General features: G+C 68.4%; 21 protein-coding genes. 8 read left to right on the top strand and 13 right to left on the bottom strand.

Features of this window, described 5'->3' with window-relative positions:
* The first annotated feature begins 121 nt into the window (after nt 1-121).
* The 4 genes from IU459_RS09645 to IU459_RS09630 all read left to right on the top strand — a co-directional run bounded on the left by IU459_RS09645 (nt 122) and on the right by IU459_RS09630 (nt 4508).
* Complete coding sequence (locus IU459_RS09645) at nt 122-1453, top strand: bifunctional glycosyltransferase family 2/GtrA family protein (RefSeq protein ID WP_228837669.1); 1332 nt, start codon at nt 122-124, stop codon at nt 1451-1453.
* Nucleotides 1450-3543, top strand: coding sequence for a glycosyltransferase family 39 protein (locus IU459_RS09640; RefSeq protein WP_195129141.1), 2094 nt, complete (start codon nt 1450-1452; stop codon nt 3541-3543). The genes IU459_RS09645 and IU459_RS09640 overlap by 4 nt, the downstream gene beginning before the upstream one ends.
* Nucleotides 3544-3551: 8 nt before the next feature.
* Nucleotides 3552-3893, top strand: coding sequence for a type II toxin-antitoxin system VapC family toxin (locus IU459_RS39635; protein WP_324198809.1), 342 nt, complete (start codon nt 3552-3554; stop codon nt 3891-3893).
* Between the two features lie 249 nt (nt 3894-4142).
* The gene (locus tag IU459_RS09630; protein ID WP_195129140.1) at nt 4143-4508 is read left to right on the top strand and encodes a hypothetical protein; all 366 of its coding nucleotides are present in this window, start codon (nt 4143-4145) and stop codon (nt 4506-4508) included.
* A gap of 115 nt (nt 4509-4623) precedes the next feature.
* Here the strand turns inward: IU459_RS09630 and IU459_RS09625 are convergent, their stop codons facing one another.
* The 8 genes from IU459_RS09625 to IU459_RS09590 form a co-directional block, all read right to left on the bottom strand.
* Nucleotides 4624-5325 carry a hypothetical protein gene (locus IU459_RS09625; protein ID WP_195129139.1) on the bottom strand — a complete coding sequence of 234 codons (702 nt, stop codon included), beginning with the start codon at nt 5323-5325 and terminating at the stop codon, nt 4624-4626.
* Nucleotides 5326-5521: 196 nt separating this feature from the next.
* Nucleotides 5522-6136 (bottom strand): TetR/AcrR family transcriptional regulator, encoded by a 615-nt coding sequence (locus IU459_RS09620; RefSeq protein ID WP_195129138.1) that lies wholly within the window; start codon nt 6134-6136, stop codon nt 5522-5524.
* A gap of 5 nt (nt 6137-6141) precedes the next feature.
* Nucleotides 6142-6918, bottom strand: coding sequence for an enoyl-CoA hydratase family protein (locus IU459_RS09615; protein WP_195129137.1), 777 nt, complete (start codon nt 6916-6918; stop codon nt 6142-6144).
* Between the two features lie 10 nt (nt 6919-6928).
* Nucleotides 6929-8089 (bottom strand): acyl-CoA dehydrogenase family protein, encoded by a 1161-nt coding sequence (locus IU459_RS09610; RefSeq protein ID WP_195129136.1) that lies wholly within the window; start codon nt 8087-8089, stop codon nt 6929-6931.
* An 8-nt stretch (nt 8090-8097) separates the two neighbouring features.
* Nucleotides 8098-10113, bottom strand: a complete 2016-nt coding sequence (locus IU459_RS09605; RefSeq protein ID WP_324198808.1) for an acetyl/propionyl/methylcrotonyl-CoA carboxylase subunit alpha — start codon at nt 10111-10113, stop codon at nt 8098-8100.
* A gap of 8 nt (nt 10114-10121) precedes the next feature.
* Nucleotides 10122-11720 (bottom strand): acyl-CoA carboxylase subunit beta, encoded by a 1599-nt coding sequence (locus tag IU459_RS09600; RefSeq protein WP_195129135.1) that lies wholly within the window; start codon nt 11718-11720, stop codon nt 10122-10124.
* On the bottom strand, nt 11717-12868 hold the full coding sequence (locus IU459_RS09595; RefSeq protein WP_195129134.1) for an acyl-CoA dehydrogenase family protein: 1152 nt from the start codon (nt 12866-12868) through the stop codon (nt 11717-11719). Before IU459_RS09595 ends, IU459_RS09600 begins: the two co-directional genes overlap by 4 nt.
* Before the next feature lie 70 nt (nt 12869-12938).
* Nucleotides 12939-14654 (bottom strand): acyclic terpene utilization AtuA family protein, encoded by a 1716-nt coding sequence (locus tag IU459_RS09590; protein WP_195129133.1) that lies wholly within the window; start codon nt 14652-14654, stop codon nt 12939-12941.
* A 181-nt stretch (nt 14655-14835) separates the two neighbouring features.
* On the opposite strand from IU459_RS09590, the gene IU459_RS09585 reads away from it, so the two are divergent.
* Entirely contained in the window at nt 14836-15003 is a 168-nt protein-coding gene (locus IU459_RS09585) for a hypothetical protein (RefSeq protein ID WP_195129132.1), read from the top strand.
* A gap of 58 nt (nt 15004-15061) precedes the next feature.
* On the opposite strand, the gene IU459_RS09580 is transcribed toward IU459_RS09585, so the two are convergent.
* The 3 genes from IU459_RS09580 to IU459_RS09570 form a co-directional block, all read right to left on the bottom strand.
* Nucleotides 15062-15826: an adenylate/guanylate cyclase domain-containing protein gene (locus tag IU459_RS09580; RefSeq protein ID WP_228837700.1), complete on the bottom strand. Its 765-nt coding sequence runs from the start codon at nt 15824-15826 to the stop codon at nt 15062-15064.
* A gap of 506 nt (nt 15827-16332) precedes the next feature.
* Nucleotides 16333-17094 carry an ABC transporter permease gene (locus IU459_RS09575; RefSeq protein ID WP_195129131.1) on the bottom strand — a complete coding sequence of 254 codons (762 nt, stop codon included), beginning with the start codon at nt 17092-17094 and terminating at the stop codon, nt 16333-16335.
* Complete coding sequence (locus IU459_RS09570) at nt 17094-18038, bottom strand: ABC transporter ATP-binding protein (RefSeq protein ID WP_195129130.1); 945 nt, start codon at nt 18036-18038, stop codon at nt 17094-17096. Before IU459_RS09570 ends, IU459_RS09575 begins: the two co-directional genes overlap by 1 nt.
* Nucleotides 18039-18341: 303 nt before the next feature.
* On the opposite strand from IU459_RS09570, the gene IU459_RS09565 reads away from it, so the two are divergent.
* A complete protein-coding gene (locus IU459_RS09565; protein ID WP_195129129.1) occupies nt 18342-19223 on the top strand; it encodes an alpha/beta fold hydrolase in 882 nt (293 codons plus the stop codon).
* A 127-nt stretch (nt 19224-19350) separates the two neighbouring features.
* Here the strand turns inward: IU459_RS09565 and IU459_RS09560 are convergent, their stop codons facing one another.
* Nucleotides 19351-20070, bottom strand: coding sequence for a MerR family transcriptional regulator (locus tag IU459_RS09560; RefSeq protein ID WP_324198807.1), 720 nt, complete (start codon nt 20068-20070; stop codon nt 19351-19353).
* A gap of 63 nt (nt 20071-20133) precedes the next feature.
* Between IU459_RS09560 and IU459_RS09555 the strand changes: the two genes are divergently transcribed.
* Both IU459_RS09555 and IU459_RS40480 read left to right on the top strand, forming a co-directional pair.
* Nucleotides 20134-20643, top strand: a complete 510-nt coding sequence (locus tag IU459_RS09555) for a DUF6194 family protein (protein WP_195129128.1) — start codon at nt 20134-20136, stop codon at nt 20641-20643.
* 204 nt (nt 20644-20847) lie between these two features.
* Nucleotides 20848-20961, top strand: coding sequence for a nuclear transport factor 2 family protein (locus IU459_RS40480; protein ID WP_440446475.1), 114 nt, complete (start codon nt 20848-20850; stop codon nt 20959-20961).
* A gap of 125 nt (nt 20962-21086) precedes the next feature.
* On the opposite strand, the gene IU459_RS09550 is transcribed toward IU459_RS40480, so the two are convergent.
* Complete coding sequence (locus tag IU459_RS09550) at nt 21087-21677, bottom strand: hypothetical protein (protein ID WP_195129127.1); 591 nt, start codon at nt 21675-21677, stop codon at nt 21087-21089.

Here is a 21677-nt window from a genome sequence, read left to right as displayed (position 1 = left end):
GTCTACCGCACCGTAGCTTTCGCCGAGTCGCCTGTCAGTCGTGGAGTTCCGTCTTTCGTTGGCAGGAACCTCACAGCTCGGGCCCAGTTTCGCACCAGCGTCGGCGTCGAGGGTGGTGCGCATGACCGAGACTGTGGCCGTCGCGGCGACGGAGCGAACCGAGAACACGGGGGCGCCCGTGCTGGACGTGGTGATACCCGTCTACAACGAAGAGACCGACCTGGGCGTGTGCGTGCGCAGGTTGCATGCCTACCTGCGCGACGGATTCCCGTTCCCGGCGCGCATCACGATCGCCGACAACGCGAGCACCGACGACACGCTCCAGGTCGCACAGCTGCTCGCCGAGGACCTGTCCGACGTGCGTGTAGTGCACCTGGCCGCCAAGGGCCGTGGCAGGGCGCTACGGGCGGTGTGGGAACGCTCCGACGCGCAGGTGGTCGCCTATATGGACGTCGACCTGTCCACGGATCTGAACGCGCTGCTCCCCTTGGTCGCACCACTGATCACCGGGCATTCCGACCTGGCCATCGGCACCCGGCTCGACTCCGCCTCCCGGGTGGTGCGCGGGCCGAAGCGCGAGATCATTTCCCGCTGCTACAACTTGCTGCTGAAAGCCTCAGTGCGAGCGCACTTCTCGGACGCACAGTGCGGATTCAAGGCGATGCGCGCCGACGTGGCGCGTCGACTGCTGCCGCTGGTCCGCGACGGGGAGTGGTTCTTCGACACCGAGTTGCTGGTACTCGCCGAACGGGTAGGGCTGCGCATCCACGAGGTGCCGGTGGACTGGATCGACGACCCGGACAGCCGGGTCGACATCATCGACACCGCGCGCAAAGACCTGCACGGCATCTGGCGGCTCGGACGGGCACTGGCCACCGGCGCGCTGCCGCTGGAGGAACTGCGCCGGGCGGTGGGCCGGGAACCGCTGGTGCCCGGCGTGCCGCTGGGCATGGTGGGACAGCTGGTGCGGTTCGCGATCGTCGGCGTGCTGAGCACGTTGGCCTATCTGCTGCTGTATGTCGTGCTGCAACCGTTCACCGGCGCGCAGGTGGCGAACTTCGCGGCGCTGCTGATCACGGCGGTGGCGAACACCGCGGCCAACCGGGCGTTCACTTTCGGGGTGCGCGGCTCGACCGGGGTCGTCTCGCACCAATTCCAAGGTCTGGTGATCTTCGGGGTCGGGTTGGCGCTCACCAGTGGGTCGCTGTTCGCGCTGCATCAGTGGGCGCCGGGCGCTGCGGTGCATCTGGAGCTGTTCGTGCTGGTACTGGCCAACCTGGTGGCGACCCTGTTGCGGTTCGTCGGTCTGCGGTGGGTGTTCCGCGACAGTGCTGGCGCGGGCGAACAACGCCGCTCCACTCCTGCGCCCGCCGAATCGCCTCGGACAACTCCCGGACGGCCCACCACCGAGCCCGCCCGCATCGCACTCGACCGCGAAGGACACGACCTGTGACTGCGACACTCACGACAACACCGGCCGCGGCCGAACCGCGGCCGAAGCCCGAGCGCCGCTGGGAGTACCCGGCGCTGGCGGTGCTCCTGATCGGCACGACAGTGGCGTATCTGTGCAACCTCAGCGCGAACGGGTGGGCGAACTCGTTCTATTCCGCTGCGGTGCAAGCCGGTTCGGTGTCGTGGAAGGCTTTCTTCTTCGGGTCGTCCGATGCGGCGAACTCGATCACCGTGGACAAACCGCCCGCTTCGCTGTGGTTGATGGAATTGTCGGTGCGGGCGTTCGGACTGAGCAGCGGGAGCATCCTGGTGCCGGAGGTACTGCTCGGCGTTGCCACCGTCGCGCTCGTCTGGGCTACCGTGCGCAGGCCGTTCGGACCCGCCGCCGGATTGATCGCCGGATCGGTGCTGGCGGCGACGCCCGTCGCGGCACTGATGTTCCGGTTCAACAATCCCGAGGCGCTGCTGGTGTTCTTGATGGTCGCCGCGGCTTGGGCGATGACGCGCGCGGTGGAGGACGGCCGCTGGCGCTGGCTCGTGCTGACCGGCGTGCTGATCGGATTCGGCTTCCTCACCAAGCAATTGCAAGTGCTGCTGGTAGTGCCCGCACTGGCACTGACCTACCTGGTCGCCGGTCCGCCGAAGCTCGGCAAGCGCATCGTGCAACTGTTCGCGGCGGGTGCCGCGATGGTGGTGGCCGCCGGTTGGTGGCTGCTGGCGGTGGAGTTGTGGCCCGCATCGTCGCGTCCGTGGATCGGCGGCTCGCACGAAAACTCGATTTTGGAGCTGACCCTCGGCTACAACGGACTAGGACGGCTCAACGGCAACGAACGCGGCAGCGTCGGGCCCGGCGGCGAACTTCCACCCGGCGGCAACGGCATGTGGGGCGACACCGGCATCACGCGGCTGTTCGAACCCGCGCAGGGCGGTCAGATCGCATGGCTCATCCCAGCCGCCCTCGTCGCGCTTGTCGTGGGAATCATCCTGCGCGGCAGGAGCATTCGAACCGATCAGCAGCGCGCCTCGCTGATCCTGTGGGGCGGATGGCTGCTGGTGACCGGGCTGGTGTTCAGCTTCATGGCGGGCATCTTCCACCAGTACTACACCGTCGCGCTGGCCCCGGCGGTCGCCGCGCTGGTCGGCGCGGGAGTGGTGCTGCTGTGGCGGGAGCGCCGCCGGCCGGCGGTGCGGCCGGCGTCGGCGCTCGCGGTGGGTCTCACCACGGCGACGGCATGGATGCTGTTGTCCCGAAGTGCCGAATGGCAGCCGTGGCTGCGCTGGACCGTGCTGGTCGTCGGCGTCCTCGCGACGCTCGCCGTCGCCTTCCCCGCGCCGCGGAAGCTGACCGTGGTGTCGGCGCTCGCGGTGGCGTTCACCGGCTTGGCCGGGCCGGTCGCCTACGCGGTCGACACGATCGCCACCTCGCACGCCGGTTCCATCCCCTCGGCCGGGCCGAACGTCGCGATGCACGGCAATCGACCGCCGTGGGGCGACGTGATGATCGGTATGGGCCCTCCACCGCAGGACGGGCTGGCAAGGAATGGCCGCGCCGGTGCCGGACAAGCGCAGAATGGGTGGCCGCCTGGTTCGGGTCCGCGCGGCCCGATTCCATTGCCCGGCAACGCGGGAACGCAAGGCACGGTACCCGATGGGCAGGCCACACAAGGGATACCGGACGGCGCGACCGGGGACGGTGGTCCAGGCCCCAATGGCGGCGGTGGAATCGGCGGGCTCCTCGGGGCCCGTGAGCCGAGCGCGCAGGTCGTGTCCCTGCTCGAGCAGAACGGCGGCGACTACACATGGGTTGCCGCGGCCATCGGCTCGAACAGCGCCGCGGGTTTGCAGCTGGCCACCGAACTTCCCGTGATGCCGATCGGCGGCTTCAACGGCAGCGACCCGTCACCGACGCTGGAACAGTTCAAACAGTATGTAGCCGAAGGAAAGATCCACTATTTCGTCGGCGGCGGCCGAGGCGGCCCCGGTTCCTCGAGCTCCTCGCCCAGCGCACAGATCACGCAGTGGGTGCAGGAGAACTTCACCGCCACGCAGGTGGACGGCGTCACTCTGTATGACCTGACCGCCACCCACTGACACCGAGAGTGCGGCCCCGCCCCGACACACCGGGGCCGCACCTCTCCCAGCGCGGCGCGGCGTGTGCGGGACCCCGCGCGGTCGAGACCGCGCCACCGCCGAGCGGTGCATCGCCGAGCGCTCCGGTGCCCTATTCGGCTACGCACCGGGCTACGCCGTGTCTGTCGAACAGCGGATTCATTCCGCTACCGATAGACCACGAGCATGTGGTCATGGCTGGAAGGCTTCCCTTGATCCACCGGGATCCCTTCGACCGCATACTGATCGCCCAGGCGCGATGCGCAAATCTCACCCTGGTCACCCGGGACCCGTATTGCCAGAAATACGAGTTAGACGTCTTAGCGGTGTGATCCACTGCGCGCAGGCGTTCTCGGCGGAGCTGTACATCCGGTCGACTACGGCAGTGATGCGGGGCAGCCATGAGTGACATTGCTGCGAGACCGCAAAGATTCGTTACCACGGTGGGTCATTCGGCGGCGGGCTCTTGGCACCCGGCAAAACGCCAGCGATGATGTTCGGTACGTGACGGCTTCGGGTCGGGAGCCGGGGCCCCGGCCACCATCAGGTCACGCGTACACCGCGAACACTCAGGGAAACAGTTGAATGCTTTCACGAAGCTGGCCGTGACGGTGGTCAGCGCACTCGTCGCAACCGCGCTCGCCGTGGGATTCGCATCCACCGCGTCGGCGGCTCCGGTGGACAACGCCGCACCGATCGCAGCGGCGACCAGCGAACCTCCGCAGGTGACCTACATCAAGGCGTGCCTGCCGCCCGGTGACACGATCGAGCTCCGCACCGGAATCGGTGCGGCCGTCGGAGCCGCGATCGGCGCGCTCGTCGGCCTGCCGGTCTTCTTCGTCGGCGCGATCCCCGGCGCGATCATCGTCGGAGTGATCGGGGCCGCGATCGGCGCCTCCTCCTACGCCATCGATTCCGGGCGGCTCGAGCAGCAGGGATTGTGCTGACCACCTGATTCGCTGGACGGCCCCGCTCCAGCCGCGTCGGCAGAAGCGGGGCCGTCGCCATCTTCTGCCCAACGGGTCCGAGACAGCCGCTCGGTCGGCGGCGTATCGCGCCGACCTAACGAGGCGGTGGAGATTCGAGGAGGCGGCGAAGGGCCTCATCGAGTGCGATGTTCTTGCCGTACATTTCCGCGATTATCCGTTGCTGCTCATGCAGCACCTCTTGGGATTTCGTGAAGTACGAGGCGAACACGGCGGCGGTGACGACGTTGAGCGTCAGGAGCGCTCCGCCCGCGATCAGCAGGCGGACACCGAATCGGGCGGACGCCGACTCGGCATCGCTCTCCTTCCAGGAGATGTCGGTGTCGGCCACCACATCATCACGCACCGTGAAAGCCGGTGGGCCATCGGTGATCGCGGTGATGGTGTACCTGCGGTTCCGGCGCAGCAGAACGGGTGCCAGCTCCAGGCCGGACGAGGTGATAGCGATGGGCAGCCGGGTACCGCCGTCGTCCGGAATCACCGCGATCACCGGAGTGCTCACTTCGATCGGCAACGACTGGCCTTGGACGAAGTCGTCCGGCCGCACGTCTTTCTGGCCGCGGTTGACGAGCGTCGCCACCACGAGATGGGGGTTGCCGATCACGGCCGCGCCATAGGAGACCCGCAGCGCCTGAGGTCCCGGTACGCCCGAGATCATGCGCCGGGAGTCGAAGTCGAACCGCACGACATTGCGGCGGCGATTGGCCAGGAAGTAGTAGAACCCGGCAACGACGCCAACGACCGTCGCCACCAGTGCCGCCACCGGTATCCAAACCATGAGTGCAGTGTCCCCGCTCGGCACGCCGACCGGAGGATATTGCGGTGCAGCAATATCCGCAGCGGGTCGCGGCACTGCGTTCGACACGCCGGAACAAGCGATCGGCGATGACGCCGCCCGCGGCGGCTAGCTCTCTTCCGGCCGCTCGAGCAGCGACAACGCGATCGGGACGAGCAGACCGACCAGTTCGGCGGTCTCAGCGCCGACCGTGGAGGGCGGCGTGCAACGTCGCCGCCCATTGGTGCACGATTTGTTTCCGGCGGGCCGAGTCGTCGGTGAGGACATCGGCCAATCCGAGACCGCGGGCCATGTCCAGGGTCGCCTGGACCAGGTGATGGGCAACCGGGTCGGAGTCGTCCACGCCGAGGGCTGCGACCGCGCGGCGGTGTGACGCGCGACCGAAGCGGGCCTCCAGCGGGACGATGCGTTCGCGCAGCGCCGGATCGGCGGCGGCGTGCGTCCACACCTGCAGGGCCGCCTTGAACAGCGGACTGGTGTAGGACTCGACCAGCCCCGCCACCACCGCCTCGGTGCGTGCGGGGCCGTCACCCAGCTCCGTCAGCGTCGCCGCCTCCTGCACGGCCTGCCCGCTGCGCGTGTCGAACATGTACTCCAGCGCCGCGGTGATCAGGTCCTCCCTGGTCGGAAAGTGATGCTGGGCCGCACCACGGGACACCCCGGCGCGCTCGGCGACCACGGCGACCGTCGCGGCCGCCCAGCCCATTTCGGCCAGGCAGTCGATCGTCGCCTCGAGCAGGCGCTGCCGGGTGACTCGGCTGCGGTCCTGCTTCGGTTCGTGGGGTGTCGCCATGGTGGCTATTCTGCCCAGCTCGGCGGGCGACGCTGCAGAAAGGCCAGCATGCCCTCGTGCACTTCGGGGGTGCCGAAGAAGCTCGCCGAACGCTGCGCGAGTTCGTCGGCGGAGGAGTCGAACTGCGCGAGGATGTCGGCGTTGACCAGCCTCTTGGCCTCCGCGAGGCCTTGCGGCGACCCCTTGCGCACCTCCCCGCACAGCCGCGCCACCTCGGCTGCCGGGTCGTCGGCGGTGACCGTGACCAGGCCGATCTCTTGCGCCACAGCGGCGCCGAACTTCTCGCCGGTGAGGTAATACCGGCTGGCCGCGCGCGGGCTGAGCCGCGGCAGCAGGGTCAGCGAGATCATGAACGGCGCCAACCCGATCCGCACCTCGGTGAGCGCGAAACTGCTGCCCGGCCCGGCCACGACGATGTCGCAGGCGGCCACGATGCCCATGCCACCGGCACGAACGTTGCCGTCGATCCGGGCGATCACCGGCTTCGGCGTCTCCACCAGCCTGCGCAGCACGCCGATCATCACCCGGGTGCGCTCGTCGGCGGCCACGGCCGGATCGGCGTCGCTCGCCTCACTGAGGTCCGCGCCCGCGCAGAACGTGTTGCCGGTGTGCGCGAGCACGATGACGCGCACCTTGTCGTCGGCCGCCGCGTCGTCCAGCCCGCGCAGCAGCTCGGCGACCAGCCTGGAGGACAGCGCGTTGCGGTTGTGCGGCGAGTCGAACGTGAGCGTCGCCACACCGCCGCTCACCTCGTAGCGGACGAACGGGCCTGTCTCGGTCATGCGCGTCCTCTCAGTACGACTTCGGCAGGCCCAGCGAATGCTGCGCGACGAAGTTCAGCACCATTTCCCGGCTGACCGGCGCGATGCGGCCGATCCGGGAGGCGGCCAGCATGGCGGCCAGCCCGACATCCCTGGTCAGGCCGGAGCCGCCGTGTGTCTGGATAGCCTGGTCGAGCGCCTTGATGCTGGCTTCCGCCGCCGCGTATTTCGCCATGTTGGCGGCCTCGGCGGCGCCCATCTCGTCGCCGGCGTCGTAGAGGGTCGCGGCCTTCTGCATCATCAGCTTGGCCAGCTCCACTTCGACCTTCACCTGTGCGAGCGGATGCGAAATGCCCTGGTGCGCGCCGATCGGCGTCTTCCACACCGTGCGTTCCCTGGCGTATTCCACCGCGCGGTCGATCGCGTAGCGGCCGAGGCCGATGGCCATGGCGGCGCCCATGATGCGCTCCGGGTTCAGACCGGCGAACAGCTGCATCAGCGCCGCGTCCTCCTTGCCGACCAGCGCGGTCGAGGGCAGCCGGACGTCGTCGAGGAACAGGCTGTACTGGTGGTCGGGCTCGATGATGTCCATCTCCTGCGCCGTCTTGGTGAAGCCTTCGGCGTCGGTCGGCACGATGAACAGGGCGGGCTTGAGCTTGCCGGTCTTGTGGTCCGCGGTGCGGGAGACGATCAGCACGGCCTCGGCCTGGTCCACGCCGGAGATGAAGATCTTGCGGCCGTTGAGGATCCAGTCTTCCCCGTCGCGGCGGGCGGTGGTGGTGATCTGGTGGGAGTTGGAGCCCGCGTCCGGCTCGGTGATGCCGAAGACCATCTTGCCGGAGCCGTCGGCGAGCTTGGGCAGCCATTCCTGCTTCTGCTCGTCGGTGCCGTACTTGGTGATGATGGTGCCGCAGATGGCCGGGGAGACCACCATGAGCAGCAGGCCCGCGCCCTGCGCGGACAGCTCCTCCATCACCAGCGACAGCTCGTACATGCCCGCGCCGCCGCCACCGTATTCCTCCGGCAGGTTCACGCCGAGAAAGCCGAGTTTGCCCGCCTCTTCCCACAATTCGTCGAGCGGCTCGTTCTTGCGCGCCTTCGGCAGCACGTAGTCGCGGTAGTTGTACTTCGCGGCCAGCGCGGCGACGGCGGCCCGCAGCGCCTTCTGCTCGTCGGTTTCGATGAAGCTCATCAGTTCTCCTAGATCTCGTCGTTCGAGGCGGGTTCGACGACCGCCAGCACGGCGCCGACGTCGACCTGCTGGCCGACGGTGACGTTGACGGCGCTGAGCACGCCCGCGGTGGGCGCGGCGATGGTGTGCTCCATCTTCATCGCCTCCAGCCACAGGATCGGCTGCCCCTGTTCGACCTGGCTGCCCACCTCGGCCCCGAGCCGGATCACGCTGCCCGGCATCGGAGCCAGCAGCGAGCCGGTGGCCACCTGGTCGGCCGGATCGCTGAAGCGGGGCAGCCTGCGTACGGCCACCGGGCCCAGCGGCGAGTCGACGTAGACCTGCTCGCCATAACGCGCGACTTCGAACTGCCTGCGCACCGGACCCCGTTCGCCCGGGACCGACAGCACGACGCGATCCGGTGCCGACTCGACGAGGCCGAGCCCGTCGTGACCGTCCACCGTGAGGCCGGTCCGGCCGAATCGGTAGCCCACCTCGTGCGTCCCGGTGGCGCGGCTCTCGTAGGACTTGTTCTGCGACTGCGACGGCAGGTTCCGCCATCCGCTGGGCAGCCCGCCGCCCACCCGCGCGCCGGTGCGGTTCGCCGCGGCGTCGGCGAGTGCGGCGGCCACGATGGACAACACCTCGTCGGATTCCGACACCAGCGGTGCGGCGAGGGTGTCCATGCCGTGCGTCTCGAAGAACGCGGTGTCGGTGTCCCCGGCCAGGAACGCCGGATGACGCAGCACCCGCACCAGCAAGTCCCGATTGGTGACCAGACCGTGGATCTTCGCCCGGCTCAGTGCCGCGGCCAATACTCGCGCTGCGGCACTCCGGGTTTCAGCGTATGAAATGACTTTGGCGAGCATCGGGTCGTAGTGCACGCCGACCACCGAACCGTCCACCACGCCCGTATCCAGACGTACACCGGGCCGGTCGAGCAGATCGAATTCGGCACGCACCGAAGGAATCTCGATCCGGTGCACCGTCCCGCTCTGCGGCTGCCAGTCGTGCGCCGGGTCCTCGGCATAGAGCCGGACCTCGATCGAATACCCGCGCATCGCGGGCGGTTCGGCAGGCAATGCGTCACCAGCGGCGACATCCAGTTGCAGCCGAACGAGGTCCAGCCCGGTGGTGCATTCGGTGACCGGGTGCTCCACTTGCAGACGGGTGTTCATCTCCAGGAAGAAGAACTCGCCTTGCTCGTCGGCGAGGAACTCGACGGTGCCGGCGCCGGTGTAGCCGATCGCGCCCGCCGCCAGCCGGGCCGCCTCGAACAGCCGCGCCCGCATGCCCTCGGTGCGCTCCACCAGGGGCGAGGGCGCCTCCTCGACGACCTTCTGGTGGCGGCGCTGGATGGAGCACTCGCGCTCGCCCACCGCCCAGATCGTGCCGTGGGTGTCGGCCATGACCTGGACCTCGATGTGCCTGCCGGTCTCGAGGTAGCGCTCGCAGAACACCGTCGGATCGCCGAACGCGGATTCCGCCTCCCGGCGGGCGGCGTCGATCTGCGGCGCCAAGTCGGCCAGGTCGCGCACCACCCGCATGCCGCGCCCGCCGCCACCTGCGGAGGCTTTGATCAGCACCGGCAGATGATCCTCGGCGACCTCGGCCGGGTCCAGCTCGGCGAGCACGGGGACACCGGCGGCGTCCATCATCTTCTTCGCGGCGACCTTCGAGCCCATCTGCTCGATCGCCTCGACGGGCGGCCCGATCCAGACCAGCCCGGCGTCGAGCACCGCTTTGGCGAATTCGGCATTCTCGGAAAGGAATCCGTATCCGGGGTGGATGGCGTCCGCGCCGGTGGCGAGCGCGGCCTCGATGATCAGCTCACCGCGCAGGTAGGTCTCGGCGGGCGTATTGCCGGGCAGGCGCACAGCGGCGTCCGCCTCGCTGACGTGCGGCGCGGCGGCATCCGCGTCGGAGTACACCGCGACGGTGCCCACGCCCATGCGGCGGCAGGTGGCGAAGACCCGGCGGGCGATTTCGCCGCGGTTGGCGACGAGGACGTTCGTGATAGCGGGAGCGAGGGGGAAATTGGACACGGCGCGCCTCACATTCGGAAGACGCCGAAGCCTTCGGCGCCCTTGATCGGGGCATTGTGAATGGCCGACAAGGACATTCCCAATACCGTCCGGGTATCACGCGGGTCGATGACGCCGTCGTCGTAGAGCCGCCCGGACATGAACATCGCCAGCGACTCGGCCTCGATCTGCGCCTCCACCATGGCGCGCATCCCGGCGTCGGCCTCCTCGTCGAACGGCAGGCCCTTGGCCTCGGCGGCGGCGCGGCTGACGATCGAGATCACGCCCGCCAGCTGCGCCCCGCCCATCACAGCGGATTTCGCGCTCGGCCAAGCGAAGACGAAACGCGGGTCGTAGGCCCGGCCGCACATGCCGTAGTGGCCCGCGCCGTAGGACGCGCCCATCAGTACCGAGATGTGCGGCACCTTCGAGTTGGACACCGCGTTGATCATCATCGAGCCGTGCTTGATGATGCCCTTCTGCTCGTACTCCTTGCCGACCATGTAGCCGGTGGTGTTGTGCAGGAACAGCAGCGGGGTGTCGGACTTGTTGGCCAGCTGGATGAACTGGGTGGCCTTCTGTGACTCCTCGGAGAACAGCACGCCGCGCGCGTTCGCCAGGATGCCGATCGGATACCCGTGCAGTTCGGCCCATCCGGTGACCAGGCTGCTGCCGTAGAGCGGTTTGAACTCGTCGAAGTCCGAGCCGTCCACGATGCGCGCGATCACCTCGCGCGGGTCGAACGGGATCCTCAGGTCCGACGGCACGATGCCGAGCAGATCCTCGGGGTCGTACAGCGGCTCGATCACCTCGGCGCGCGGTGCGGGCCCCTGCTTGCGCCAGTTCAGCCGCTTGACGATGGAACGGCCGATACGGATAGCGTCCTGCTCGTCCACCGCGTAGTAGTCGGCGAGTCCGGAGATCCGCGCGTGCATGTCGGCGCCGCCGAGCGATTCGTCGTCGGACTCCTCACCGGTGGCCATCTTGACCAGCGGCGGTCCGCCGAGGAACACCTTGGAGCGCTCCTTGATCATCACCACGTGATCGGACATGCCGGGGATGTAGGCGCCGCCCGCGGTGGAGTTGCCGAACACCAGCGCGATGGTCGGAATGCCCTCCGCCGACGCCCGGGTGAGATCGCGGAACATCCGGCCGCCCGGGACGAATACCTCTTTCTGCGTGGGCAGATCCGCGCCGCCGGATTCCACCAGCGAGATCACCGGGAGCCGGTTCTCCCGCACGATATCGTTGATGCGCAGGGTCTTGCGCAGCGTCCACGGATTCGAGGTGCCGCCGCGCACGGTCGGGTCCGGCGCGACGATCATGCACTCGACGCCCTCCACCACCCCGATGCCCGCGATGGTGCTCGCGCCGACGTGGAATTCACTGCCCCAGCCGGCCAGCGGGCACAGCTCCAGGAACGGCGAATCCTCGTCGATGAGCAGTTCGATGCGCTCGCGGGCGGTCAGCTTGCCGCGCTTGCGGTGCCGGGCCAGCTTGTCCGGCCCGCCGCCCGCGATGGCCTTGGCGAACTCGGCCTCGACCTCGATGAGCTTGGCGCTCATGGCTTCCGCGGCCGAAGCGTACTCCGGGGACGCAGTATCCAGGGTGCTTCGCAAGATGGTCATGACTGGTACCCCAATCGTTTCGCCGCCAGTCCGGTGAGTATTTCGGTCGTGCCGCCGCCGATCCCGAGGATGCGCATATCCCGGTACTGGCGCTCGATCTCGGATTCGCGCATGTAGCCGAGGCCGCCGAAGAGCTGGACGGCCTGGTTGGCCACCCACTCGCCCGCCTCGACCGCGGTGTTCTTGGCGAAGCACACCTCGGCGATCAGGTCGGTCTCGCCTTCGGCGCTGCGCTGCACCACATCTCGGGTGTAGACCCGGGCGACGTCGATGCGCCGCGCCATCTCGGTGACCGTGTTCTGCACCGCCTGCCTGCTGATCAGCGGGCGACCGAAGGTCTCGCGGTTGCGCACCCACGCCAGGGTGAGGTCCAGGCAGCGCTGCGCGCTCGAATACGCCTGCACCGCGAGGCCGACGCGTTCGCTGACGAACGCGCCCGCGATCTGGTGGAAGCCGGAGTCCTCCGGCCCGACCAAGTTCTCCGCCGGCACCCGGACGTCCACGTAGGACAGCTCGGCCGTGTCGGAGGCGAGCCAGCCCATCTTGTCCAGCTTGCGGCTGACCGTGAAGCCCGGCGTGTCCTTGTCGACGATGAGCAGCGAGATGCCCGCGGAGCCTGGGCCTCCGGTGCGCACCGCGGTGACCACGAAGTCGGCGCGGACGCCGGAGGTGATGTAGGTCTTGGCGCCGTTGACGATGTAGTGGTCGCCGTCGCGGCGGGCGGTGGTGGTGAGGTGCCCGACGTCGGAGCCGCCACCGGGCTCCGTGATCGCGAGCGAGCCGATCTTCTCGCCCGCCAGCGTGGGCTTCACCCACCGCTCGATCTGCTCGGCGTTGCCCGTGGCGATGATGTGCGGCACGGAGATACCGCAGGTGAACAGCGAGGCGAACAGCCCGCCGGACGCTCCGGCCTGATGCATCTCCTCGCAGACGATCATCGCGTCCACGCCGTCGCCGCCGGAACCGCCCGCCGATTCCGGGAACTGCGCGCCGAGCAGGCCGAGTGCGCCCGCCTTCTGGTGCAATCCGCGCGGGATCTCTCCGGCGCGCTCCCACCCGTCCAGGTACGGCAGGATCTCGCGTTCCACGAATCCACGGACCGTGGAACGCAATTCGCGTCGTTCCGGCGTGTCCCAGGGTTTGGTCATGCGGTGTCCTTTCTCGCATGATCGGGGGCGCTGCGTGGTGACGCGAGCTGCCGCCTCCGGGCCTGACCGATCATGCGAACAGCTCCACGGGAATGTCGAGGTGACGGGACCGCAGCCATTCGCCGAGTCCCTTGGCCTGCGGGTCGAAGCGGGCCTGGTAGGCCACCCCTCGGCCGAGCAGGCCTTCGATGATGAAGTTCAGCGCCCGCAAGTTGGGCAGGACGTGCCGGGTGACGGTGAGCGAAGCCGCCTCCGGAAGCAGCTCTTTGACGCGCGCCACGGTGAGTGTGTGCACCAGCCAGCGCCACTGCTCGTCGGTGCGCACCCACACGCCGACGTTCGCGTCTCCGCCCTTGTCGCCGCTGCGCGCCAAGGCGATCGCGCCCAGGGGAACGCGGCGCGTCTCCCCGGCGGACAGCGGCTCGGGTGCGGGTGGCTCGGCCACCTCGGCGAGTTCGGCAGTGTCGGTGGACGGCGCGATATCGACACGGGTGCCATCCGGAAGCACCGCGGTGTGTGGCACCTCGGCGGCGTCGACGAACCCAGGCGTGAACACGCCGTACGGAGACCCGTTGCCCGGCAAGGTCGTAAAACTGCATCCCGGATAGCTGGCCAATGCCAGCTCCACCGCCACGTTGGAGAACGCGCGGCCGACCTTGTTCGGATCAGGATCGCGGACAACGCAGCGCAGCAGCGCACTCGCCTGCTCTTCGGTCTCGGCGTCCGGCCGGTCCAAGCGGGCCAGCGTCCAGGTCAGCTCCGCGGGACGGGTCGGCAGCCAGGACTCCAGCTGACGTCGCGCCAGCTCGGCTTTCGCCTCGATGTCCAAACCGGTGAGCACGAACTCCATCTCGTTGCGGAAACCGCCGAGGGTGTTCAGCGAGACCTTGAGCCGAGGCGGCGGAGCCTCGCCCGTGACATCGCTGATCAGCACCCGGTCCGGACCGTCCTGGTCGAGCTGGATGGTGTCCAGGCGTGCGGTCACGTCGGGTCCGGCATAGCGGGCGCCTTGGATCTCGTACATCAACTGGGCTTCGACCGTGTCGACGGTGACCGCGCCGCCCGTGCCCTGGTGCTTGGTGATGACGCTGCTTCCGTCGGAGCGGATTTCGGCGATGGGGAAGCCCGGCCTGCCCAGGTCGGCGAGTTCGGTGAAGAAGGCGTAGTTGCCGCCGGTGGCCTGGGTACCGCACTCGATGACGTGCCCGGCCACCACCGCGCCCGCCAGCTGGTCGTAGTCGGCCCGGCCCCAACCGAAGTGCGCGGCGGCCGGGCCGACGATCACCGACGCGTCGGTCACCCGTCCGGTGACGACGATGTCCGCGCCCGCGTTCAGGCATGCCACGATGCCCCACGCGCCGAGGTAGGCGTTGGCGGTCAGCGGTGCGCCGAAACCGAGGTCACCGGCGCGCGCGACCAGGTCGTCGCCCTCGACGTGCGCGATCTTCGCGTCCAGTCCGAGATCCGCGGCGACCTTGCGCAGTTTTTCGGCGAGACCGGCCGGGTTGAGGCCGCCCGCGTTCGCGACGATGCGCACCTTGCGTTCCAGCGCGAGCCCGAGGCAATCTTCGACCTGCTTGACGAAGGTCTTCGCGTAGCCGAGGCTCGGGTCCTTCATCCGGTCGCGGCCGAGGATCAGCATGGTCAGCTCGGCGAGGTAGTCGCCGGTGAGCACATCGAGCTGCCCGCCTTCGAGCATCTCACGCATGGCACTGAGCCGATCACCGTAGAAGCCGGAACAGTTGCCGATCCGGAGCACGTCCGGGTCGGCGGCCAGCATACTCATCAGCGGGAATGCCTCCTGTACGGCGGACCGTCAGGATGGGCCGCATGCCGCATCCGTGGAGTCCGCGTTCCGCGACCAGCATCACACTCGCGGCAGAAAAAAGCAAGCATGCGTGCTTGTTAATTGCACGCTGAACCACCGCCGCCACCCGCGACGCGATGACCTGGCCGCGTGGAGCAAGATGAACACGGTGTCCAGCGACATCACCGTGATCGTTCTGCTCGCCCTCTCCGGGTTCCTGGTCGGCGGCGCCTACACCACCTGGAAGACCGCCCGCCCACTGTCCATCGCGCTGGCGGTGTGCGCCGTTCTCGCGGCAGGTGGCGCCCTCGCCTGGTGGCTCGCATAAGGGCGCAGCCGGACGAAATCCGTCCATAGCCCGCGCCGGGCCGAGCGAAGGCAGCCGCTCAGCTCCTCGACAGACGGAAGATCCGCAAGTCGTCCGGCACTCCATTGAGCGGCGCGGCGAACAAGCTGCGGCGATACGGCTTGACCGCGAAACCGAGCTCGTCCAGCGTCTCGGGCCGCAGTGCTTGCAGCGTCGCTTCGGACAGCATGGTGTGCCCGTTGCCACCCGCTTCCATCACCCGGGCCGCGATCGTCACGTCCACGCCGAGCCAGTCGCCCCCGATCTCGCGCGGAGAACCGGTGTGCAAACCGATTCGCATCCGCGGGCGATAGCCACGCACGTGTACCTCGGCGAGGTTGCGCTTGGCGTTCACCGCGGCGCGCACGGCCCGGTCCGCCGAGGGAAAGACCGCCATCACGCCGTCGCCCATGCGCTTGACCACCTGGCCGCCGCGCTCGCCGATCGGGGGCTCGATGGCCTTGGCAACCTCGCGCAGCAGTTCGAGGGTGGCCTCGTCACCCGCCGACAACGACCACCGGGAGAACGCCACCAAATCGGTGAACATCACAGTTATCTCCTGGCTACCTTTGCCGCGGCCAACGCGCTCCAGCATCGCCTGCCAGACCTGCAAGGCGCCGAAGCCGATTTCCCTGGCCGCGCTGGGAGCGTCGCCGACAAGTTTGTCGGCGGCTCGCGCGACCGCCCGCGCACCGCCAGGACCCGAAACCGACAGTGGATCACCGAAAGCGGGATCACCGGGCAACTGCTCACGGGCCTTGCGCAGTACACCGATCAGGTCGGCGCGCTGGTTGGCGGCGTTCATCAGCGCGGACAGCTGGCCACGCCGCGATCCGCCGGGACGGCGAGCAGACTCGAACTCTTCGGTCGGCTCCAATGGAATGACCATTTCGGGCGGTATGTCGCCATCGGCCTCCGGCCCTGGCGCCGACTCGCCGCCGCCGGAAGGTGTTTCGCTCACGTCCCGAGGGTATCGCAGCCGATCCGAGCTCGGCCGGTTAGCAATCATCGCCATCTCTCACCTCCGCGGTGAACGTCAGCGAGCACGTCGTCGGGCCCCGCGATGGATAACGAGCTGGTTGCTGAACCGAGGCTACTCGGCCGAGAACGGGTCCTGGAAGCGCGGGCGGCATAGTTTCCGGGATGTTCACACGCAGCTGTGCCGACAGCGATCGGCCCGGCGCGAAGACTCGCACCGGGCCGATCGCCCCACCGTCCGCCGGGCAGTGGCAGGCGGTGGACGGAGCCCCGGACCTCCCGACAAGGTCGGCGCTCCACAACCCGAGTGGCGAGGGAAGGCGACTCGGGTAGCTACGCGTCGCGCTGGTTCACCGAGATCAGGGCCGCGCCGAAGACGATCCCGACGAATGCGGTGAAGTAGAGCAAGCTGGCCCACGGCCCCCAGTGCCAATTGGCGGTGGACGGGGCCGCGCTGAAGAAGTGGTTCGCGTTCGCGAACGGGAGGAACGGGGTGACGTTGCGGCCGAAACTGCCGAACGCGCCGAGCAGGCCCTCGATGAGCAGCGGCCACAGCACGATCAGCGATATGGCGGCTGCGGACTGCCGCACCAGCACGCCGACACCGACTGCGAGGACTATGCACAGGAAGGCGTAGATCGGGATGCCGTAGACCTCGCGCCAGTCCTCCGGACTGGACAGCGTCAGGGTCGTGCCCGCGTCCGGGCCGCTGAGCGCCTTGGCCACCAAGTAGGCGAGGAACACCAGCACGGTGGTGAGCAGCGCGCCGTACACGCCGACCAACCCCGCCTTGGTGAGGATGACCCGGTCCCTGTGCGGCGTGGCCTGGTACGTCGTCCGGATGATGCCGAAGCGATATTCACTGGTCACGGTCAATGTCGCCATGATCATCAGGACCATCACGCCGAAACCGCTGATCCCCGCCACGGCGGTGGAGACGGTCAGGTTGATCGCGCCTTCCTCACCGTAGGTCGTCCGTGCGACCCAGGCGAGCAGGGCGGCCATGCCGAGCGCGAGGGCCACCACGATCGCCGAGCACCACCAGGGCGACCTGGTCGAGGTGAGCTTGATTCGTTCCGCTGCCAGCACGCCCATCAGAGCGCACCTCCCATCACCTGGTCGAAGCCTTCGCCGTGGTACTGCACGGCGCCGCCGGTCATCCGCATGAACGCCTCCTCCAGCGAAGCGCGCTGCGGGGCCAGCTCGAACAGCGTGATGTCGTTCGCGGCGGCCAGCTTGCCGACCACGTCACTGGACACGCCCGCCACGACGAGCGCCGGGCCGTCGGCGCCGGCGCCGTCCTCGCGGACGGTCATGCCGTTCGAGGTGAGCACGCTGCGCAGCTGGTCGAGCTGGGGGCTGCGTACCCGCACCGACTGCTCCGAGGCGCGCTCGATGAACTCCTGCGTGGTCGAATCCGAGATGAGTTTGCCGCGGCCGATGACGACCAGGTGCTCGGCGGTCTGCGCCATCTCCGAAAGCAGATGGCTGGAGACCAGCACCGTGCGGCCTTCGGCGGCCAGTCGCTGCAGGAACCGGCGGATCCACAGGATGCCCTCCGGATCGAGGCCGTTGACCGGCTCGTCGAACAGGAGCACCTGCGGGTCGCCCAGCAGCGCGCCGGCCAGGCCGAGCCGCTGCGACATGCCGAGGGAGAACCCGCCCGCCGACTTGCCCGCCACCTCCGACAGCCCGACCAGGCGCAGCACCTCCTCCACCCGGGACTTGGGGATGTCATTGGACGCGGCCATCCACTCCAGGTGGGCGCGCGCGGACCGGTTCGGATGTACCCATTTGGCGTCCAGCAGCGCGCCGACGGCGCGCAGCGGATGGTCCAGCTCGTGGTACTGCTTGCCGTGGATCAGCGCGGTACCCGCGGTGGGCTTGTCCAATCCGAGGATCATCCGCATGGTGGTCGACTTACCCGCGCCGTTCGGCCCCAGGAAGCCCGTCACCTGCCCCGGTCGCACGGTGAAGGACAGATCCTGCACCGCGACGGTCTGCCCGAAGTGCTTGGTCAGGCCTCTCAGCTCGATCATGCTGCCCAGCATTCCGCAAAACGCGCCGGCGCGCGTCGGTAAATGGTGTCGAGTTCGGTCATCCTCGAGGATGAGGGCGGATGAGGGCGATCCCCCGTTCCCCGGCGGCCATCTGCCCAGCGATACCCATCGGTCGACCGCGAACGGCGTCGCCGCCGCACCTGAGTCATCCGCACAGGACACGGGCGGTTTCGACCGAACACGGTGTGGAAGTCATCGATGACCGAAGATCAGCGCAGGACGTTCCGGTTTCGGCCCGCGACCAGCTCGGAACCTACCTACCCCAGAAGGAGGATCGTCGGCATGCCCGCACCCGACTCGCAACCGCACCGCCCGTCCTGGGTGCCCGACCAGCTCTACCCGTTCACCGACCACTACCTCGACCTCACCGAGGCCAGGGTCCACTACATCGATGAGGGCGATGGGCCGCCGTTGCTGATGTTGCACGGCAACCCCACCTGGTCGTTCCTCTACCGCAATATCGTCATCGGCCTGCGTGACCGCTACCGCTGCATCGCGGTCGACTACCCCGGATTCGGTCTTTCCTACGCGGCGCCCGGCTACCGCTTCACTCCTGCCGAGCACGCCGGCATCGTGGGTCAACTGGTCGAGCGGCTCGATCTGCGCGAGATCACCCTGATGGTGCAGGACTGGGGCGGCCCGATCGGGTTCGCCACCGCCACACGTCATCCGGACCGGTTCACCGCATTCGTCATCGGAAACACCTGGGCATGGCCCAAAGCCGACTTGGGAACACAAGCGTTCTCGCGCTTTCTCGGCGGACCGATCGGCGGCTGGCTGATCCGGCAGCGCAATTTCTTCGTCGAACGCATCATCCCCGCCGGAGTCCGCCGCACGAAGCTGGACGACACCGTGATGAACGCCTACCGCGGGCCCTTCCCCACCCCCGGCTCTCGCGAGCCGGTGCACGTGTTCCCCCGCGAGATCCTCGCCAGCCGCGATCTGCTCGCCGACATCGAACGCAAACTACCGACGGTGACCGGCCGTCCTGCGCTGATCGTGTGGGGCACCAAGGACGTCGCCTTCCGCGCCGCCGAACTTCGCCGGTGGGAGGAGCTTTTCCCGCAACATCGCACCGTCCCTCTTGTCGGAGCCGGTCATTACATTCAGGAAGACGCGTCCGACGAGATAGTCGCTGCGATCCGCTCCTGGGCAGCCGCCTGAACCCTGCGCGGCGTCGGGCGGTGGGCCACCTTCCGCGCTGAATGCGCAATGCCACTGCCCACCAGGGTCACTGGACTGTCGAGAGTGGACACCGCACGACAGGCCGCTGAGCCCGAGCGAAGCTCGTTCAGCGGTTTGCCCCGAGTGCAATCACGGCACCGAGTGCGGCGGCCGCGTCGAGGAGAGCGCGGGAACGAGCCGTGATGCTCGCGTCCCGGGCTGCCAGCGCGGCTGTGAGATCTTCGGATCGGTTTCCGCGCGGCAGGTCCGGCATCAAGGTCCGGAGCGTGTCGATGCGGTATCCGGCGCCGCGCAGCTGGTGGACGATCCGCGCATCCCGGACCTGATCCGGCGAGTACCGCCGTATTCCTTGCGCGGCGATGCGATCCGGAACGACGAGACCCTCGGCGTCCCAATGCCGCAAGGTCGACGGGCGCACTCCGAGTGCGGCGGCGAGTTCGGACACGCTCATCGAATCCGACGCGCGGACGTCCTCGATCGGCTCGGCGGAGATCGCCTCGGCCGCCCGCCCGGCCAGCACGAGGTCGGCACGCTCACGATCGAGCCGGGCGTGCGCAGCGTCGAGCAGCGCTAGCACCTCCGAGATCGGGCGATCATGCACCGCGCGAACGATCCGCTTGGCCTCGACCGGGCCGACGCCCGCCGCCAGCGCCCGATAGGCCAGCGCGGAACGCAGGTGGATCTCGCCGTATCTGCGATAACCCGCGGCTGTGCGCTGCGCGGTCGGCAGCACCCCGTCCCGCTCCAGGTTGCGGATCTGCTGCACCGAGTAGCCGGCGCGCCGCGCGACATCGACCGTGCGCATAGCGGAGTTGAGAGTCGACACCCTTCCATTCCTGATCTTCCGCCTCGAAGTCTCCACAAGCACATTAATGTGACGCTGGAGCACATGACCATCGACGAGATCATCGGCTCGGTATCCCGCCTCGACGGAGTCCTGACCCTCCAGCCTGGACCCGGCGACGGCTCACCCGAGATCAGCTGGGGCGACACGTTCTTCTACTACTCGCCGAGCGGGGAAGTGCCGCAAGCAACTCAGCCCTTCGCAACGATCGTGACGAAGAACTATCCGGGCGACGAAAGCTCCTGCCTGGACCGCCCGGATACGTTTCGCGTCAACATCGCCGCCGGAAAGGACGCCTTCGTCCACTGGACCGGCCACGCACCACGCGAGCGAGCTGTCGATGACGACCCCAGCGTCACCGACACCGTGATCGCCCACCCCGTTTACGGCTCCGCCGGCTGGCTCGCGGTGGTCAATCCAGGCCACCGCACCGAGGAGGCAATCCGCGAACTGATCGGCACAGCGTATGAGCGCGCACGCTCCCGCTATGAGAAACGTGCCGCATCCGCGCACCAGGCCACTCGGTCTCACCGGTCGGGTGAACGGACCGCCTGATCGGGTGCGGAGGGTACGACACCCACGAGTTCGATCAGGAAACGTTCGACCTGCTCGTCCAACGGCGGCCACCGGTGATCGGGCTGGTTCAGCCGCATCGACACCGCGCCGTGGACGGCGGCTCGCAGATCCAGCGCGACAGCGGCGGCGTCGTCCGGGATCGCCCCGCTGTAGCGCTACAGCCGTAGCGCTACAGCTGTTCAGTTGGAAAGGGCGATCATGGACATCTTCCGGCTCGACGACGGCAAACTCGCCGAGCACTGGGACGTTCTGCAGGACATCCCCACGGAGGCCCTGAACCAGAACGGAATATTCTGAGTCCGCATCGCTGTCCGCCCGCGTGGTCCGATCAGTCCAGGCGATGCAGATCGAGTCGGACCGGAACGAAAATGCCCCGGAGCCGGAATGTCCTCCGGCACCGGGGCATTACGGATGTCGCGACGTCAGCCCACCGGGGTCGCAGCCGGCCGTGGGTTGTCGATCTCATCGGGCACCGGCATGGAGTAACCGATCGCGGCGCCCAGCAGCGCACCGAAGACTGCCCCCGGGATGATGCCGATCAACAGCGGTAGCCCGATCAGCGCACCGATCAAGGCGCCGATGCCGGCAGCCTGACCGGCCCGCTGCAAGCGGTACTGATCCCCCGCGTAACTGATGTCCGTACCGGTCGGCACGGCGGAGTTGGTCAACTCCAGCCGACGGCCCTCGTCGGCGACCACGGGCGCGAGCGCGACCCGCTGCTCCCCGATCTGGTGCGCCAACGGGATGGTGGCGACCGGCGCGCCGTTCGCGTCGGCGAGGGTGACGGTCTCGCCGGTGAGCGAGAATTTGCCGTTCGCCACCGTGGTCACGAGGCGGGCGTCGCTGTCCAGCACCGACTGGTACCCGATCCCGTGATCGATCCCCTGGTCGGTCAGCACCGGTGCGGTCGTCGCGGCGGGTGCTGCCGAGGGCGACCCGTAGGCCGTCCCTGCCGTGACAGCCGTAGCGCCGATCGCCAGCATCGCCGTCGCGACATACTTCCTGATATTCAC

The organism is Nocardia amamiensis, from assembly GCF_015477605.1.
GTDB lineage: Bacteria > Actinomycetota > Actinomycetes > Mycobacteriales > Mycobacteriaceae > Nocardia > Nocardia amamiensis_A.
The sequence above is the reverse complement of the archived record's forward strand: the minus strand, read 5'-3'. Positions and strand labels throughout refer to the sequence as shown.